A 17,834-nucleotide genomic window follows, 5' to 3' on the forward strand; every position below is an offset into this window, starting at 1 on the left:
TACTGTAACCGCTTCATGGGCGGTACGGGATACCTATTGTCAAAATTATAAAAGAAAAAAATGCAACATCACAAGTTTTTCCGACAGTTTATAACAGTCTGTATGCTGTTAATGAGTCTTACGGTACAGGCGCAGCAAACTGCCAGGATCAAGGGAATGGTCGTGAATGAAAAAGGGGAGAGTATGCCGGGAGTTACCGTGCAGATGAATGAAACCGGGAGTAAGGTTATCAAAGCCACTATGACCAATGAAAAAGGGATCTATACATTTGATCATTTGACTGTAGGTAGTAAGTATGATTTTGTTTTCACGACCGTTGGGTATGAAAAATATATTTCCAATGCTTACCTGATAAATGATGGTGATAATAACTCATTACTGGTAAGAATGAGTCTTGCTACAAAAGCATTGGGAGATGTAGTGGTGATTGGTTACGGACAGCAATCAAGAATGAAAGTAACCGGTGTGATCTCGCAGGTGAAGTCGAAAGAGTTAAGTCGTTATAGCGGAAGTAGTTTTGCTCAACAGCTGACAGGCAAAGCCGCAGGAGTAGTTATCAACGATGCTTCCGCACAACCGGGCACAGATCCGCAGATCGTCATCCGTGGTATAGGTACATTAACAGCAGGAAGAAATCCTTTAATAGTAGTAGATGGATTCCCATTATCAGAAGGATCTTCTTTTAATTCCATCAATCCACAGGATATTGAATCTGTAGATATCCTGAAAGATCCGGCTTCTGCTGCCATCTATGGTTCCAGGGCCGCTAACGGGGTGATTTTAGTCACCACTAAAAAAGGGAAATCAGATCAGTTTAAAGTATCACTGGATGTATATGCCGGTACACAACAACGTGCAGATCGTGTTAAATATGTAGATGCTTATGAAGCCGCTACTTTTTTCACAGAAGCAAGAGACTGGGGATATGTATCCAAGAACCCTGCAAACAGGAGTATTAATGACGACAGGGCTACCCGTATTGCAAAAGGAGGTAGCCTGCGTGAACTGCGCCTGAATTACCTGGCCCCCTATCTGGCAAAACAACCCGGGCTTACCAATACCAACTGGCAGGATGAGGTATTCAGAGATGCACAGATGAGCAGTTATAACCTGGCTATCTCCGGTGGATCTGCAAAGACAAACTATTATGTAGCCGGTAATTATTTCAACCAGCAGGGGATTGTCATCAATAATGGATTAAAGCGTTACAGCGGTACTATCAAAATAGATACTAAAGTATCTGATCGTTTTGATATGGGTGTAAGTATCAATCCTTCCTGGAACTCACAAAATTATTTTGAAAACAATACCAACTGGTCTAATGATCCGATAGCTGATATCTACATTATGTATCCGTTTTTCAGTCCGCGTAATGCAGACGGATCACTGGCTATCAGCAAACAGATTATTGCCAATACTCCTGAAGATGGAGCACTGGGAGAAAATGCAGTAGCGCTGGCCACGAAGATCAGGAATAAAAGAGATTTTTTCAGAACATTTGGTAATGGATATCTTTCTTATAAATTACTGGATGGACTGAAATTAAAAACACTGGTAGGCGGAGATGTTGTCAGTAACCTGTTCGACTTTTATAACCCTTCCAGCATAGGACAATACAGAGGAGCTGCACCTAAACCTGCAAGCGCTGTCGAGACAAGGAACCTGAATGTGAACTACCTCTGGGAGAATACCCTGAACTACACTAAAAGCTGGGGATCTCATGATCTGGATGTACTGGCTGGTTATACCTTTCAGAAAGAGACAGGATCAACAACAACTGTAACCGGCTCCGGTATCGCAGATGATAACATTACCAACATAGGCGGGGCCAGTGCATTTACTGCTGTCGCTGCCCGCTATACCTGGGTACAGATCTCTTACCTGGCCCGTGCACAGTATGCTTACCGCGATAAATACCTGTTCTCTGCTACTGTAAGAAGAGATGGTTCTTCCCGTTTTGGTGATGACAGGAAATGGGGCAATTTCCCCTCGGTGACAGCAGGCTGGATCCTGAGTAAGGAAGGCTTCTTCCCGCAATCAAATGTACTGACCTTTGCCAAACTGCGCACTACTTACGGACAATCCGGTAATAACCAGATAGGTTCCTATAGCTCAAAAGCGCTGGTAAATTCTTCCAATTACGTATATGGTAATACGTTGGGAGCTGGTTTTGCTGCGACTACTACTCCTAATCCAAACCTCTCATGGGAAACCAAAACATCTTCCAACTTTGGTATTGATCTGGGCTTATGGAACCATTTCAATATTACTGCCGACTATTATACTTCTATTACAAAAGACTTATTGCTGAATGTTCCCGTTCCTGATGCATCAGGTTTCAGCACCTCTATCCAGAATATCGGTAAAGTGAAAAACTCAGGTTTTGAGGTAGAATTATCAGGAACAGAGATAACACTGGGGCCTGTGAAATGGAGCTTTAGCGGCAATCTTGCTACTAACAGGAACGTAGTGCAGGCACTGGCTCCCGGTCAGAAGCAGATCATTACAGGCGCTGAAAGTAATTTCCGCACAAGGGTTGGAGGACCAGTGGCAGAGTTGTATGGTTATAAGGTAACAGGTGTATATAAAACACAGGCAGAGATAGATAACACGCCACATATGGCTGGTACACTTACCGGCGATTACAAAGTAGAAGATATCGACCACAACGGAAAGATTGACACAGATGACCGTATGGGATTCGGGACCTACAATCCTAAATTTACTTATGGCTTTTCAAATAATTTCTCCTACAAAGGATTTGAACTGAGCTTTGCTTTACAGGGTATTCAGGGAAGAAAAACTTACGACAGGCAGATCGCGTTATTTGATGAATCGGGAGAAGGGTTTTCTGTACCCAGCAAATATTATTATGATCATCGTTATCATCCCATTGATAACCCCAACGGTTTCCTGGGACAACCTAACCTCGGTAATTTATCCAGCAACAGGAAATTAACCCGCGCCTCCAGCATCTTCTTTAAGAAAGCAGATTACCTGCGCCTGCGTAATATTCAGCTGGCATATACCCTGCCTGCAGCCTGGACTTCCAGGGCAAAGATGTCTGCAGCAAGAGTATATATTACTGCCAATAACCTTTTCACTATTACAGATTTCAGAGGATATAATCCGGATGCTACTTCTACAGATAATGTATTGACTAATGGATTGTCAATGGCCAATTATCCGGTAGCAAAATCATTCATCATCGGGTTTAACGTCACCTTTTAATTATTTATCATGAAGAAGATCAGCTTTATTATATTATTATTTTTATGTAGTTCCTGCACAAAGGAGTTGTTTCAGGACCCTTCTACAGAAAAAGAATCCGGTAGTTTTCTGAGTACAGAAAGGGAAGTAGAGGAATATGTGAATTCAGTATATGCCAACTTACAGTTTAACGGGTTATACGGCCTGTTTATGCCCGCGCTTACGGAAATCCCTTCTGATAACACCTATGATGAAGTACCGGCCAATGACGACGGTATTTACGGTCAGCTGGACCAGTTCACCCTCATCCCTTCCAACAGTATTATTGCTGCTGCCTGGCAGGATTCCTATAAGGCTATCCAGAAAGCGAATGTTGTGCTGAACCGTATAGATAATATCACTTATGCGGTACCTGCTACAAAAGATGCCCGTAAAGGAGAAATGAAATTCATCCGTGCATTGTTATATTTTAACCTGGTAAGATTATATGGAGATGTACCTTTAGTGCTGAAAGAAACAACAGATCCTAATGCATATTTTGGACTGGGTCGTACTCCGGCCGCCGATGTATATGTTCAGATTAAAAAAGACCTGACAGAAGCCATTGATGAATTGCCGGTTTCTTCCACACAGGCCGGGAGAGTTATCAAAACTGCTGCGCAATCATTATTGGGAAAGGTATACCTGACACTGAAAGAATATTCCAATGCGGAAACAGTATTGCTGGCCGTGGTTAATTCCGGTAAACACCGTCTGATGACAAATCCGGCAGATGTTTTCAGTATCAGTAATGAGAACAATGCAGAGATTATATTTGCAGTACAGTTTGCATCAGGTATAAATGGAAATACGGAAGGTAGTACGATGTTTCAGCAGTTTAGCCCTTCCGGTACACAATCAGGCGCAAAAGGCCATAATCTGCCGACAAAAAGTATATACAATCTGTATACCGCCACTGACAAAAGAAAAGGAACATATATTGATGTCACTACTTCAGGGGTACCTTATTGTAAGAAACTTTCTTTGCCAACGACAGTGATCACAGATGGGGGAAGTGATGTGGTTGTATTACGCTATGCGGATGTATTGCTGATGCTGGCAGAAACGGAGAATGAACTGAAGAATACCACTGCCGCCATCCCTTATCTGGATTCCATCAGGATCAGGGCCGGCCTTGCTGCCACCACTGCTCTTACGGAGGATGATGTAAGGGCTGCTATCGATCTGGAAAGAAGACTGGAACTGATAGGAGAAGGACAACGCTGGTTCGATCTGTTACGCACAGGTACAGCCATTACTGTTATGAATAAATGGTTTTCTGATAACGGGATACTGACAACGATTGATATACATAATCTTTTAATGCCGGTGCCACAGGCGCAGATAGATACGGATCCGACTGTAGAACAAAATAAGGGATATAACTAACATGAAACAGGTACTTACATTTTTATTATTGCTGCTTACTATAGCAGTAAATGCGCAGGTGAATGCTATTATCAGTGAATTTAAAAATCCTTTAGGGAAAGAGGTACTGGTAGCTGCCCATCGGGGCGACTGGCGCAATGCACCTGAGAACTCTATCGCTGCTATTAAATATGCGATTGCGATGGGAGTGGATATCGTGGAGATTGATATACAGAAAACAGCAGATGGTCAGCTTGTTCTCATGCATGATGAGAAGATCGATCGTACTACTACCGGTAAAGGAAAGGTGAGTGATTTTACCCTGGATTCTCTGAAAACATTGTACCTGCGCAACGGATGTGGTGTTCCTACCCATCATCGTATTCCTACACTGGAAGAAGCTATGCTGGCTGCAAAAGGGAAAGTGATGGTGAACCTGGATAAATCTTACAGATATATAAACGAAGCATATGCTGTGCTTGAAAAAACAGGTACTGTTAATCAGGCTATTTTTAAAGGAGATTTACCTGCCGGCAAAGTAATAGATGATTATGCAGCTGTATTGAAAAAGATACATTACATGTCTATCGTATCGCTGGATGATTCCGCGGCGCTGCATACTATTCATGATGCCGTATCACAGATAAAACCGGTAGCTTTTGAGCTGATATTTAAAAGTGATACACCTGCTATTTTATCCCATCTGAAAGATATTAAACAATCCAGGTTATGGGTAAATTCTTTGTGGGCCAGTCTGAATGGTGGTCATTATGATGATATGGCTTTCGACGATGGCAATATAAAGGATAGCTGGCAATGGCTGCTGGATAGAGGGTTTACTATTATTCAGACAGACAGGCCGGCAGCATTACTGGCCTATCTAAGGAAGAAAGGATTGCATAAGTGATGTTTGAATTATACAATTATCTGTTTGATATCTGTAGAAGCCCTGACTACAGGCAGCTGTAACTTTGAGTTATTAAAATGATTCATATGGAACAGCATCACAAATACGTAGGCATGTGGGTAACTGCCAACGGATATATCAGACAGGAATTACTATCCAATGGTAAGTATGATGAAGCGCGTGGGAATAAGCAAAGTGCTTATACAGGCAGATATGAAATAAAGGGAGATCATATCATGTACTGGGATGATAGCGGATTTACAGCAACAGGAGATTTTAAAGATGAAGATACCCTCTATCATGGCGGATATATCTTCTTCAGAGAAAAATAAATACCCGCTCCGGAATAGAAAGCCTTGGACTGATGTCTGAGGCTTTTTTATTACCTGCACATAGTTCCCCACAGGAAAGCACAACTATTTCTGAAAGTAAGATCACATTCCGATATTTGTGTGATGAAAATGGAATTAGGTATTAGCTCCTTTGGGGACGTACGTCGTGACCATGGAGCAGGAAAGGCAGTAAATGCACATCGCCGCATGCAGGAATTACTCGCTGAAATAAAGCTGGCAGATGAAGTGGGACTGGATGTATTTGCTTTGGGAGAACATCACCGGCCTGATTTTATGGTATCAGCGCCTGAAGTGATACTGGCAGCAGCGGCGGCCACTACTAAAAACATACGTTTATCCAGTTCTGTGACTGTATTAAGTTCAGTGGACCCTGTGAGAACGTTTCAGAACTTCGCTACCGTAGACCTGATTTCCGGCGGACGTGCCGAGATCATGGCTGGCCGAGGTTCCTTCATTGAATCCTTCCCTTTATTCGGATATAAACTGGATGATTATGATGCGCTTTTCAATGAAAAACTGGAAATGCTGCTGACGATCAACAAGAATGAATTTGTTACCTGGAAAGGAGAGTTCAGGGCGCCTTTGGTGAACCGGGGCATCTACCCGCGTCCCTTGCAGGAGTCTCTGCCTGTATGGCTGGCAGCAGGAGGTACCCCTGCATCTGCCAAACGTGCCGGCAGGATGAATCTTCCGCTGATGCTGGCATTGTTGGGTGGTAGTCCGGAACATTTTGTACCCTTCGTTAAAACGTACAGGGATGCCGCTACAGCGGCAGGCCATGATGCCGGTAAATTACAGCTGGGTATCAGCTCGCAGTTCCATATTGCAGAGCATGAAGACGAAGCCGCCGAAGATTTCTATCCCGGATATGAAGTGCTGATGAACCGCGTAGGAGCGGAGAGAGGCTGGTCGCCCCTTAACAGGCCACAGTTCGACTATCTCAGAGAGAAAGGACCACTGATGGTAGGTGGTGTGGAGCAGGCCATTGATAAGATACTGGCGCAGCATAAATTATTCGGGAATACCCGTTTCCTTGCGCAGCTGGTAGGAGATGAAATGCCACATGATAAGGTATTACGCTCTATAGAATTGTACGGTACTAAAGTAGCGCCGGCAGTGCGAAAAGCGTTGGGAGATAAATAACGTACAAGAGGTTGTCAAAATGAAACATCCCTTTAGTGGTATTTCATTTTGACAACCTCTTGTAACTATTCATGGAGTTTACCGGATAACTTTGCGGATGGCATCTACCATTTCTCCTATGCTGCCGCCTCTTTCATTCAGGAAGCCCATATCAGTGTATAATGTTGCGCAATATTTACTGGATGTTTTTAAGGCACGCCATTCTGCCCATAGCTGGTCGTATTTCTGTACCGCAGGAGCCAGAATATTCTTGTCAGGGTTGGGTTTGGCATATTCCAGCATCATGATCCACATCTGCTCACACAATGCATATTTGATACGTCCGTAAGTGCAGGATACCCTGATGGCTTCTACTGTTGAATCTCCGCCGGGAATAGTTATATTTTTGGAGATATCTTCTATCTGTTTCCACATACCCGTTGCTTCTGCTTTTTCCGCCAATACTTTATCTGCGACATTCTCTTTTAAGATGTCGCTGATAACATCTTTATTAACGCTTACGGAGAAAAACTGATCGCGGGACCACCACACCTGGTTATTTGCATAGCTGTTGCATTGTCCTTTACGCACAGCTTCTATGCTCAACATGGCAATCTGCCGGAAGCGATCAGCCTGTATGCCGGTCATGCCATGCAGCGCTGCAAATTCATAGAAGATTTTCTCTTCACTACGACTGGTATTCATCCCCCAGTGAGATACGACGTATGTATTCAGGTCTGTCCATATTTCACTGGTGATATAAGGGCCTGTCCATCCGCCACCTCTCGACCATGTATAGACACCGCATAACAATCCCTTGTTAAGGATGTCTTTAATACCTCTTGGATTGGAAGGATTATTCAGCTTACCGGTAAAACGTGCATCCACGATCTCGTATTTAGTCTCCGGCCAGCCATTGATAACTCCATAAGCAGCGTAGTAAGGATGTGCACCTTTACCGTATACTTCCATCGCAGACTCTGATTCTACAATCTGTTTATGTTTACCGATACCCAGGGTAGGGTTGAAAGGTGTCATACGAAGAAAATCGCCCTGTTGATATTTGATGGAGAAGATAAGATTGGGATGAGGAGCGATCGCATTGGTAACTGCCAGGTAGTAATCAGGATTGTTGTGGAAGTTATAGCCAAAGTCCCAGGTACGGTAAAAGAGTTTCTTATTTCTTTTAACGCAGATCTCATCCCTTAAAATATTGATAAATGTAATATGGTCCTGTATGCCTTGTTTTCCATTGCCGATAGGACTCCCTCCTTTATGAAAAGGAGTATCGTGCAGGTAGGTTTCGCCGAAGCGTAATACAATGCCATCCAATTGCGGAAAGCGATCGAAAATACCGGCTATCTGTGCTCTTAGCAGCTGTTGGGTCATCGGGCGGTTGATATCCGGTTTACGGGCATCTCCTTTGGTACTGATAGAGTCTCCGTACTTTTCCCATATGGAGTTAGGGAAAACGATGAGGTCCGTGAACGGATAAACATTAATGCCGGCTTTTTTGTATTCTGCCAACTTACGTTCTATCACAGTTGCAGTGCTGTCTATCCATCTCCTTTCCGGACTGTTAAGGGGAACAATGTTCTTTTGAACATTGTCGTAAGTGATGGCGCAGCTTACGTACCATTTAGGTACCATTGCGTTAAACCCCGCAGATTTTAAATAATCAGGATTATTGTACTTGGTTACAAAAGGCGCTTCTCCCGGATTATTATATACCATATCCATAATAAAGGGGAGGGATTGGGCAGCAGTTTCTCTGTTGATGAATAACAACAACAACAATGCAATGTTTCTGAACATATTGTATTATTTTTCTTTGTCTTCTCCCATCAGGATAGCCCATGGTTGCAGTCCCTCTACCTTCTCACTGATAATACGGATAATAGCCGTGAGCGGAATGAAAAGGAACATACCGGGAATCCCCCAGATTAATTTGCCGGTTAATACGGCTATGATAGTAATTAACGGATTCAGTTTTACATTACCACCTACGATACGTGGCAACAGTATATTAGCATCCAGGAAATGTGCGACAATAAACACAATCCCTACCGTTAATGCTTGAGCTGGTGTCCCGTCTGCCAGCGTAATCACCATACTGATGGCCATTGCCGTATAAATACCCAGATAAGGTATTACATTCAGCACAGCCGCTATTACACTTATCAGTAACGCATATTTAACCCCTAAAATTGCGAAGGTAGATACCAGTAATACAATCAGTATTGCCATTTCTGTCAGTAAGCCGATAATATACCGGTTGATCATACTCTTAGCGCTGCTGATCACTTCTTCTACCTTATGCAGCTGATCATCGGGGAACAGCGCCAGTATAAAACGTTTGAACAGGCGACGGTGGTATAACATAAAGAAAGTGAAGATCAGGAAGAAGATAGTGAGAATGACTACTTCGCCCACACCTATAAAGGTTGCTCCCAGAGAGGTAAATGCTGTATCTTCCAGGCTACCGGCAGACCTTTTTAAGTAAGCCGTCTGCTGCTGATAATCAACATGATAAGTATTGAATACCCAGGAGCTGATCTCCTGCAGCATCCCTGTAAATTTGGTTTGCAGTTCCGGCAGGTGATGGGTAAAACTTACCACCTGGTGACTTAATAAGTAGATGAACCCGGCTATCACCAATACAAATAACAATACTGACACTGCGGAAGCAAATCCACGATGTAATCCCCAATTTTCCAGTTGTCTGGATACCGGGAGTAATGCAAAAGATATCAGCAAAGCAAAAAAGAGTGGAATAATAATGGTTTTCCCAAAGTGCATCAGGATCAGCACGAGTATAAGCGCATGCAGTATCAGGGCCAGGCGTGCATAAAAGGCCAGTTTAACGCTGTTCATAAAGTGAGTAATTTTAAACTCCATCGTAATGGGGCCTTACAATGTAATAAATATTTGGCTACCAGAAGCATGCCAATGTTATATCTTATATTTGATCAGGTAAAATCGTCATATGAAAAAATTACTGTTTTTTGTTTTCCTGATCATTGCTGGTGAAACCCTTTCTGCACAAAATAAACAGGCATACCGGGAAGATGTACAAACGATCAGAAAGTATGATCAGATGTATGAGCCTCCCTATCAGCCTATCCTTTTTATCGGTAGTTCTTCTATCCGTAAATGGAATGACCTGGAAAGGACTTTTGCAGACTATGTAGTGTTAAACAGGGGGATTGGCGGGGCCGTTGTAAATGATATCACTTATTATCTTAATGATATTGTATTTCCTTATCATCCCCGTCAGATTGTTATTTATGTGGGAGAGAATGATTTACCGGATGAGCAGTCTACAGCCGATTCTGTTTTAAACAGAACGAAACGCCTGATAGAAGGGATAAGAGCTAAATTACCTGAAATATCTATTCTTTATATCTCTATTAAACCCAGTCCCAGCAGGGAAAAATATCAGCCCAAAGCGATAGCAGCGAATGAACTGATACGTGAATATCTGAAGGAAGATAAGAATATTACTTTTATTGATGTTTTCTCTCTGATGTTAACGCCGGAAGGAAAACTCCGCCCTGAGTTATTTGTAGGAGATATGCTGCATATGAATGGGCAGGGATATAAGATCTGGCGTGCCGCGGTAGAACCTTATCTGTTAAAGAGATCCTAGGTGCTTTTTCTGCCTGGTACTAATAAAGAAGATAGTGAAAGGTTCAAAGAATCAGGCTTATTATTTGTTGTTCTTCTTTCCAAAAAAAATTCATGAGTAAACCATATGTAATCTGCCATATGATGAGTTCTGTGGATGGCAGAATCCTGTTGAAACAATGGGGCGAAAGAAAGGTTTCTTACACCAACACCTATGAGGAAACGGCACTGGTGCACAATACCAATGCATGGCTTTGCGGCAGGATCACAATGGAAGAGGGCTTTGCCAGCAAAGAACCTTTACAGCTCAAGCCTGTCAGTAAACCGGTAGAACGGGTAGATTTTATTGCTCCTTATAAGGAAAAGTCTTTTGCTATTGCTATTGATCCTTCCGGTAAACTGAACTGGGCATCATCTGTCATTGATGAAGATCATATCATTACGGTATTGACTACAGCTGTATCTGATGAGTATCTGGCCTTTTTACAGGAAAAGGGGATCTCTTATCTTTTTGGAGGAGAAGAAGAAATAGACTTTAACAGTGTCTTCGAAAGACTGTTCAGCATATTCAATATCAAAAGATTACTGGTAGAAGGGGGAGGAAGTATTAATGGTTCTATTCTAAATGCAGGACTGATTGATGAATTAAGTCTTTTATCATGCCCGGTAATTGATGGTACTGATAATACACCTACTTTGTTTGATGTGAACGGATCATTACCCAAGACGCCTGCTTCTCAGCTGGACTTATTCTTCATGGAAGAGTGGGAAGATAATGTATGGTGGATCAGGTATAAAGTGATTAAATAATGAAATGGAAAGCAAGCGTAATAAGCTATTCTAAATAATAATGTCTGATCCTGTTAAAATCCTCATCTAACTCATACACCCAGGGAACCCCTGTTGGTATATCCAGCGTAGTTACTTCTTCATCTGTTAAATGATCTACATACTGGATCAATGCACGTAAACTATTCCCATGGGCACATATAATCGCTTTCTTATGATTCCTTACCGCCTGCATAATGGTTTCTGTCCAGAAGGGGAGTACCCTGTCCATCGTTTCACTTAAATTCTCCGTTAGTGGTAATTCTCTTTCAGTAAGCCCTTTATACCGGGGATCATTACCTGGAAACCGGGGATCTGCCCGATCTACTGCAGGTGGATGTTCATGAGGATCTCTTCTCCATTTATGCACCTGCTCTTCTCCATATTTGGCAATAGTCTCTTCTTTGTTAAGGCCCTGTAGCGCCCCATAGAAACGTTCATTTAAACGCCAGGATTTCTCTTCCGGGATCCACAATAAGTCCATTTCTTCCAGCACATAATGCAGGGTTTTAATAGAGCGTTTGAGTAAGGAAGTAAACCCGATATCAAAAGAATAACCTTCTTTTTTTAACAGCTCTCCGGCATGTTTAGCCTGTTTAATACCTTCTTCAGAAAGGTCTACGTCTGTCCATCCTGTAAAACGGTTCTCTAAATTCCATTCGCTTTGTCCGTGACGAAGTAATACCAATTTTAACATAGGTCTTATTTTGCTTATTAAATATAACTGAATAAAGTTTGTATTTTGTCAGTAATTAAGTTCCATCGTATGAAATCGTTATTTAGGGTCTCAATTATCATGCTCACTTTGTATGGGTGCAGCGCTAATAAACAGCGTACTGACTTTACACACTATGTAAAGCCGAATATCGGGGTAGCACATAGCCGCTGGTTTTTCTATACACCTGCTGCCAGTCCTTTTGGTATGGCTAAATTAGCACCGTCTACTAATGGCAGTTATGGCAATGCCAGTGGATGGGAAGCCGTAGGATATGACGAACGTCATACTTCTATAGAAGGGTTCCCCAACTTCCACGAATTCCAGGTAGGAGGGATTGTCTTTGCGCCTACTGTAGGTCCTCTGCAAACACAACCAGGCACACTGGAAAACGTAGCTGGTGGTTACCGCTCGAACTTCGACCGTAAAGATGAGTTTGCGACAGCAGGATATTATTCCGTTATACTGAAAGACTATCAGATAAAAGCGGAATTAACCGCCACAGATCGTGTAGGATTTCACCGTTATACCTTTCCTGCTTCAAAAGCATCCAATATTATTTTTGATATTGGTCATAGACAAGGTGAAAGCGGTGCTGTTGTAGATGCAGATGTAAAACTGGTAGATAGCAACCGCATTGAAGGATATGTTATTACCAGTCCGGAATATGTGAAGAAATACCAGAAGGGCGCTACTGTTAACATGTATTTTTCAGCAGTGCTGGATAAAACACCTGCTGCTTACGGAATATTCATAGACAGTATTCCTATGGCCGGACAAAAAGAAGTAAAAGGGCCGGGTGCAGGGATGTACCTTACTTTTAATACCAGCGCTAATGAAGCCATTACCATCAAAGTGGGGCTATCTTATACCTCTGTTGAAAATGCCCGTCTGAATCTTGATACAGAAGCCCAAGCACTGACATTTGACAAAGCTAAGCAACAAACCACTGATAAATGGAATGACTACCTGCACCGCATCACGGTAGAAGGTGGTACTGAAGAGGATAAGACGAAGTTCTATACCGGTTTATTCCATGCCTTATTGGGCCGTGGACTGGCCAGTGATGTAAATGGTGCCTATCCAAAGAATGATGGCAGCATAGGGCAGATACCATTCAATGGTGACAAACCTGCTTATAATCACTACAACACAGATGCTATCTGGGGCGCTTACTGGAATCTTACACAGCTTTGGTCTGTAGCCTATCCTGAATATTATGCCGACTGGGTACAGAGTCAGTTACTTGTTTACAAAGACGCCGGCTGGCTGGGTGATGGTATCGCCAACAGCAAATACGTATCTGGTGTAGGTACCAACTTCACAGGGCTTGCAATAGCTGCTGCCTACAATGCCGGCATCAGAAACTTTGATGTAAACCTGGCATATGAAGCGGCACGCAAAAATGAACTGGCAGATGAAGGACGTTTACCAGGCGCGGGTAAACTGGATGTAGGTGCGTTCGTTAAACGCGGTTTTTCTCCTTACATACCAGAGAGTGATACAAACCAGCGGGAGCTGACCACGAAAGGTTCTGCTTTTGGTGCTTCTCATACACTGGAGTATTCTTTTAGCGCTTATGCTGTTGCACAGTTTGCCAAAGCATTAGGTAAAACTGCAGATTATGAGCAGCTGATAAAGTTGTCTAAAGGATGGAAACTGTTATACGATTCATCTGTTAAATTCATCAGACCTAAAGATAACAACGGACAATTTATAACACCTTTTGATCCTGCTGCTCCATGGGTAGGATTCCAGGAAGGTAATGCCTGGCAGTATACTTTCTTTGTACCACATGATGTGGAAGAGTTAGTAGCAGTAATAGGCAAAGATGTCTTCAATAAACGCCTGGATAGCATTTTCACTATCTCCCGGAAAAATATTTTTGGTGGTGGAAAAACGATAGATGCTTTTGCAGGATTACAGGGATTATATAATCATGGGAATCAACCTAATCTACATATCTCCTGGTTATTTAATTTCTCCGGCAGGCCGGATCTCACACAGAAATGGGTACGTGCTATCTGTGATGAGTTTTATGGAACAGAGGGGATACATGGATATGGTTATGGTCAGGATGAAGACCAGGGGCAGCTGGGCGCCTGGTATGTAATGGCAGGAATGGGTTTATTTGATGTAAAAGGACTGACAGCGCCATCACCATCTTTCCAGATAGGCAGTCCTTTGTTTGATAAGGTGACGATTAATGTACCCGGAAGAAAAGCGTTTGTAATAACAGCTGCCGACAACTCAAAGCAGAACATATATGTTCAGTCGGCTATGCTGAATGGACAGCCTGCTTTAAGTGTTCCTTTTGCTGATCTTGTAAAAGGTGGTACCTTGGAATTGAAAATGGCAGCTACGCCCAAACGATGAAAATATACCAGGAATCATTACACTTAAGAGAAAGAAGGAGAGGCTTCCACCTGATTACGGCGGAAGTGATGCAGGCGTTTCCTCATATCAGGGAAATGAAGACGGGGATGTGTCAGGTGTTTATCCAGCATACATCTGCTTCTTTAACAATTAACGAAAATGCAGATCCAACTGTAAGGCAGGATTTTGAAATGTACTTCAGTAAAACGGTACCGGAGAATGATCCGGAGTATATACATAATGATGAGGGACCGGATGATATGCCTGCACATCTGAAGGCTGCTTTACTGGGTAGTTCTGTGATGATACCTGTGCGTAATGGGAGGTTTGCATTTGGCACCTGGCAGGGGATTTATTTATGTGAGCACAGGGATCATGGAGGGCCAAGGAGTCTGATTATTACTGCATGGGGAGAATAGCATTGTACCAGCACAGAACTCATGCCTGTTAAAATAGAAAAGCTCTCCCAATAAAGCCGGGTTTTATTTGTAATTTTAAATTGTGGTACATAGTAAATTATTGAATCTTATTGCCGAACATGTGCAGATGGATCAACCTGATGAAGGGTTCGTTACAACCTTGTTCCGCCCATTGAATTGTGAAAAAAATACGATGCTGGAGAAAGAAGGGAAAGTTCCTGAATTCCTGTATTTTATTAACTCCGGCTTTGTAAGGGTATTTTATTGGGAGGATGGAAAACAGATTACCACACATATTAACTGTCCTCCGGGATTTATTACATCCTTCAATAGTTTTACCTCTGGAACTCCTGCCCCTGATAATGTAGAATGTGTAACAGACTGTGAGCTGTTAAAGATCACTAAAGATGACCTGGAATGGTTATATCAGCGTAGCACCCAATGGGCTTTATTTGGCAAAATTATCTATGAAAAATCACTTGCATATAATGAGACACGTACAAAAGAGATGATAGGTTTATCTGCTGAACAACGATATCTTAAACTGTTAGCTCATCAGCCTGAAATTATCCAACAGGTACCTTTACAATATATCTCCTCTTATTTGGGTATAGAACCCCAGTCTTTAAGCCGTATACGAAAGAAGATAAGTTCTTAACATTTGTTCAGCAGGAACTATTCCGGGCTACTGATCTTTGCATTGTAAAACAAACACAATGAAAAGTATCAAAGGAAAGACCGTGTTAATCACAGGTGCCTCTTCAGGAATAGGAAAAGCATTTGCTTTCGAAGCAGCAAAAAAAGGAGCAAACCTTATTTTAACAGCGCGTTCATCACAGCAGCTAAATGACATAGCTACCCGGATAATCGGTCAGTATAAGACCAGGGTGCAGGTAATAGTGGCCGACCTTTCCCATAAAGAAGATATTGCAAAGTTTAACGGAGTAAAAGCAGATCTGCTGATTAATAATGCAGGCATAGGAAAGTGGGCCAACTTTTTAGATGAATCTTCTTATGAGGAAATGCTGGAGTTAAATATCAATGCACTTGTTAAACTAACACAGCTGGTATTACCGGGTATGCTGGAACGAGGGGAAGGAGGCGTGATAAATATCGCCTCTACAGGCGCATTTCAGCCTTGCCCTTATGTGGCGGTGTATTGTGCCAGTAAAGCCTTTGTATTGTCCTTTTCTGAGGCACTGTATGGAGAGTACTACCATAGAGGGGTGACGATAACAGCTGTTTGTCCGGGTAATACCGCAACTAACTTCCAGTTGGCTGCAAAAGCGGATACAAAGGACATGGCTGTGGATACAGCGGAGTATGTAGCACAAAAAGGGTTGGAAGCATTTTTTAAAGGAAAGAGTTATAAGATTACAGGGAGAGTTAATTATCTGCAATCATTCTTACCCAGGTTGTTACCAAGAAAGAGTATGATTAATGTGGTATCAGGTATGATGAAAAATAGAGTTGCTACTAATTAGTAGCAGCTCTTATAATTTTTCAGTAAACAGTCTTTTCTTAATTGTATAAGCTACAATACCTGCTGCGGTAACTCCTGCGCCAGCCAGCATCATGTGCACCCCGGTAGAGATAAAGATCCCTATCCAGATAATGATAGCAAGAATAGCCGGCACCGGGAACAAAGGCATGCGCCATTTAAAGAATGCTCTTCCCTTTTTCTTACTCAGCATAATCAATCCAACAGCCTGAGAGATAAATTGTATTAATATCCTCATCGCCAGTATCGCACTGATCACTTCTTTGATTTTAAACAGCAGGCTGAATACAAAAGCGACTGCTCCTAAAAAAAGGAGGGATACATATGGGAAGTTCTTAGTTGGATGCAGTTTGGCAAATATCTTGAAAAAGGCGCCGTCCTGCGCTGCTGCATAAGGTATCCTGCTATACCCCAATGTAGCAGAGAATACCGACGCAAAGGCCACCCACAGGATTAACACCGTGGCAACCGTAGCCGCAGTATGCCCGGACAATACCTGGATGAACTCACTCACTACAAAAGGGCTCTTTTCTATCCGTTCCAGTGGCAAAACGGAAGCCACACTGATATTCATACAGAGGTATAATACGGTAATCCCTGCTATGGAGATGAACATACTCCGGGGAATATTCTTCTCCGGCATTGTGATCTCTCCGCCTAAATGGCAGACATTATAATATCCCAGGTAACTATAAATAGTTTTTACGCTGGAAAAGCCCAGTGCTGCCGCAAAAGCATAGTTGAGTTCCAGTCCGTCGTTAATATGTTTTATTGGCTCCAGGAAGTGACCATGGGTAATACCCCCGCTGATGATCCATGCCATGGTAACCAATACGCCTATCCATAACAGTACGCTTATCTTACCAATCGTTTCAATGTTCCTGTATAACAGAAAGATAATCAGCAGCACTACCATTCCACTCACGGCCTTTGTTTCCCAGAAACCTAATGGGAAGATATACCCTGTATACTGTGCAAAACCTATAGCCGCTGAAGCAATCACCAGAGGCGCCTGGATCATCGTCTGCCAGACAAACAGGAAACTCATGAGTTTCCCCGTTCGTGGTCCGAAGCTCTCTTTTAGGAAGTTATAGCTGCCACCTGCCTTGGGGAAGGTAGCACCCAGTTCACTCCATACCATAGCGTCTATGAATGAGAGGAATGCCCCGGCTATCCATGCATACAGAAAGCTGGGACCGTGCATCGTTTCTGCTACCACACTTAATACGATGAACGGGCCAATACCTACCATGTCTGTCATGTTGATGGCGGTAGCCTGTATTAAACTTATGCGACGGGAAAGTTCTGGTTGACTCATTGCGGGGTAAAAGTAAAAAAATATTGAATAGAAAAGGCCGGAGATATTCTC

General features: G+C 42.7%; 15 protein-coding genes. 11 read left to right on the plus strand and 4 right to left on the minus strand.

What is annotated here, in order from left to right; all coding sequences use genetic code 11:
* The first annotated feature begins 102 nt into the window (after window positions 1-102).
* From BMW86_RS19470 to BMW86_RS19490, 5 genes are all read left to right on the plus strand, one after another.
* Window positions 103-3,231 carry a SusC/RagA family TonB-linked outer membrane protein gene (locus BMW86_RS19470; protein WP_177189311.1) on the plus strand — a complete coding sequence of 1,043 codons (3,129 nt, stop codon included), beginning with the start codon at window positions 103-105 and terminating at the stop codon, window positions 3,229-3,231.
* Window positions 3,232-3,240: 9 nt separating this feature from the next.
* Window positions 3,241-4,638, plus strand: coding sequence for a RagB/SusD family nutrient uptake outer membrane protein (locus BMW86_RS19475; protein WP_089783378.1), 1,398 nt, complete (start codon window positions 3,241-3,243; stop codon window positions 4,636-4,638).
* 1 nt (window position 4,639) lies between these two features.
* On the plus strand, window positions 4,640-5,524 hold the full coding sequence (locus BMW86_RS19480) for a glycerophosphodiester phosphodiesterase family protein (RefSeq protein WP_089783379.1): 885 nt from the start codon (window positions 4,640-4,642) through the stop codon (window positions 5,522-5,524).
* Window positions 5,525-5,610: 86 nt separating this feature from the next.
* A complete protein-coding gene (locus tag BMW86_RS19485; RefSeq protein WP_218149167.1) occupies window positions 5,611-5,856 on the plus strand; it encodes an Atu4866 domain-containing protein in 246 nt (81 codons plus the stop codon).
* 129 nt (window positions 5,857-5,985) lie between these two features.
* A complete protein-coding gene (locus BMW86_RS19490; protein WP_089783738.1) occupies window positions 5,986-7,020 on the plus strand; it encodes an Atu2307/SP_0267 family LLM class monooxygenase in 1,035 nt (344 codons plus the stop codon).
* Window positions 7,021-7,098: 78 nt separating this feature from the next.
* Here BMW86_RS19490 and BMW86_RS19495 read toward each other — a convergent pair whose 3' ends face one another.
* Both BMW86_RS19495 and BMW86_RS19500 read right to left on the minus strand, forming a co-directional pair.
* Entirely contained in the window at window positions 7,099-8,814 is a 1,716-nt protein-coding gene (locus BMW86_RS19495; protein WP_089783381.1) for a hypothetical protein, read from the minus strand.
* A gap of 6 nt (window positions 8,815-8,820) precedes the next feature.
* On the minus strand, window positions 8,821-9,873 hold the full coding sequence (locus BMW86_RS19500; RefSeq protein ID WP_177189312.1) for an AI-2E family transporter: 1,053 nt from the start codon (window positions 9,871-9,873) through the stop codon (window positions 8,821-8,823).
* A gap of 112 nt (window positions 9,874-9,985) precedes the next feature.
* Here BMW86_RS19500 and BMW86_RS19505 point away from each other — a divergent pair, with 112 nt between their 5' ends.
* Together BMW86_RS19505 and BMW86_RS19510 are read left to right on the plus strand one after the other, a co-directional pair.
* On the plus strand, window positions 9,986-10,648 hold the full coding sequence (locus BMW86_RS19505; RefSeq protein WP_089783383.1) for a GDSL-type esterase/lipase family protein: 663 nt from the start codon (window positions 9,986-9,988) through the stop codon (window positions 10,646-10,648).
* A gap of 92 nt (window positions 10,649-10,740) precedes the next feature.
* The gene (locus tag BMW86_RS19510; RefSeq protein WP_089783384.1) at window positions 10,741-11,436 is read left to right on the plus strand and encodes a RibD family protein; all 696 of its coding nucleotides are present in this window, start codon (window positions 10,741-10,743) and stop codon (window positions 11,434-11,436) included.
* A gap of 25 nt (window positions 11,437-11,461) precedes the next feature.
* Here BMW86_RS19510 and gpmA read toward each other — a convergent pair whose 3' ends face one another.
* On the minus strand, window positions 11,462-12,151 hold the full coding sequence (gpmA, locus tag BMW86_RS19515; RefSeq protein WP_089783385.1) for a 2,3-diphosphoglycerate-dependent phosphoglycerate mutase: 690 nt from the start codon (window positions 12,149-12,151) through the stop codon (window positions 11,462-11,464).
* A gap of 69 nt (window positions 12,152-12,220) precedes the next feature.
* On the opposite strand from gpmA, the gene BMW86_RS19520 reads away from it, so the two are divergent.
* The 4 genes from BMW86_RS19520 (at window position 12,221) to BMW86_RS19535 (ending at window position 16,448) form a co-directional block, all read left to right on the plus strand.
* Window positions 12,221-14,545, plus strand: coding sequence for a GH92 family glycosyl hydrolase (locus BMW86_RS19520; protein WP_089783386.1), 2,325 nt, complete (start codon window positions 12,221-12,223; stop codon window positions 14,543-14,545).
* Window positions 14,542-14,964, plus strand: a complete 423-nt coding sequence (locus BMW86_RS19525) for a secondary thiamine-phosphate synthase enzyme YjbQ (RefSeq protein WP_089783387.1) — start codon at window positions 14,542-14,544, stop codon at window positions 14,962-14,964. The genes BMW86_RS19520 and BMW86_RS19525 overlap by 4 nt, the downstream gene beginning before the upstream one ends.
* An 82-nt stretch (window positions 14,965-15,046) precedes the next feature.
* Window positions 15,047-15,622: a Crp/Fnr family transcriptional regulator gene (locus BMW86_RS19530; RefSeq protein WP_218149168.1), complete on the plus strand. Its 576-nt coding sequence runs from the start codon at window positions 15,047-15,049 to the stop codon at window positions 15,620-15,622.
* 58 nt (window positions 15,623-15,680) lie between these two features.
* Window positions 15,681-16,448 carry an SDR family NAD(P)-dependent oxidoreductase gene (locus BMW86_RS19535; RefSeq protein WP_089783389.1) on the plus strand — a complete coding sequence of 256 codons (768 nt, stop codon included), beginning with the start codon at window positions 15,681-15,683 and terminating at the stop codon, window positions 16,446-16,448.
* 9 nt (window positions 16,449-16,457) lie between these two features.
* On the opposite strand, the gene BMW86_RS19540 is transcribed toward BMW86_RS19535, so the two are convergent.
* Window positions 16,458-17,783, minus strand: coding sequence for an APC family permease (locus tag BMW86_RS19540; protein WP_089783390.1), 1,326 nt, complete (start codon window positions 17,781-17,783; stop codon window positions 16,458-16,460).
* Window positions 17,784-17,834: the final 51 nt, after the last annotated feature.

It is taken from the genome of Chitinophaga sp. YR573, assembly GCF_900110995.1.
Taxonomy (GTDB): domain Bacteria; phylum Bacteroidota; class Bacteroidia; order Chitinophagales; family Chitinophagaceae; genus Chitinophaga.

Bases quoted from the DNA above. Each gene is read 5' to 3' on its own strand.
- BMW86_RS19540 (WP_089783390.1), bottom strand. From the start codon at position 17,783: ATGAGTCAACCAGAACTTTCCCGTCGCATAAGTTTAATACAGGCTACC.
- BMW86_RS19520 (WP_089783386.1), top strand. From the start codon at position 12,221: ATGAAATCGTTATTTAGGGTCTCAATTATCATGCTCACTTTGTATGGG.
- BMW86_RS19525 (WP_089783387.1), top strand. From the start codon at position 14,542: ATGAAAATATACCAGGAATCATTACACTTAAGAGAAAGAAGGAGAGGC.
- BMW86_RS19485 (WP_218149167.1), top strand. From the start codon at position 5,611: ATGGAACAGCATCACAAATACGTAGGCATGTGGGTAACTGCCAACGGA.
- gpmA (WP_089783385.1), bottom strand. From the start codon at position 12,151: ATGTTAAAATTGGTATTACTTCGTCACGGACAAAGCGAATGGAATTTA.
- BMW86_RS19490 (WP_089783738.1), top strand. From the start codon at position 5,986: ATGGAATTAGGTATTAGCTCCTTTGGGGACGTACGTCGTGACCATGGA.
- BMW86_RS19535 (WP_089783389.1), top strand. From the start codon at position 15,681: ATGAAAAGTATCAAAGGAAAGACCGTGTTAATCACAGGTGCCTCTTCA.
- BMW86_RS19510 (WP_089783384.1), top strand. From the start codon at position 10,741: ATGAGTAAACCATATGTAATCTGCCATATGATGAGTTCTGTGGATGGC.
- BMW86_RS19505 (WP_089783383.1), top strand. From the start codon at position 9,986: ATGAAAAAATTACTGTTTTTTGTTTTCCTGATCATTGCTGGTGAAACC.
- BMW86_RS19480 (WP_089783379.1), top strand. From the start codon at position 4,640: ATGAAACAGGTACTTACATTTTTATTATTGCTGCTTACTATAGCAGTA.
- BMW86_RS19495 (WP_089783381.1), bottom strand. From the start codon at position 8,814: ATGTTCAGAAACATTGCATTGTTGTTGTTGTTATTCATCAACAGAGAA.
- BMW86_RS19500 (WP_177189312.1), bottom strand. From the start codon at position 9,873: ATGAACAGCGTTAAACTGGCCTTTTATGCACGCCTGGCCCTGATACTG.
- BMW86_RS19475 (WP_089783378.1), top strand. From the start codon at position 3,241: ATGAAGAAGATCAGCTTTATTATATTATTATTTTTATGTAGTTCCTGC.
- BMW86_RS19470 (WP_177189311.1), top strand. From the start codon at position 103: ATGCTGTTAATGAGTCTTACGGTACAGGCGCAGCAAACTGCCAGGATC.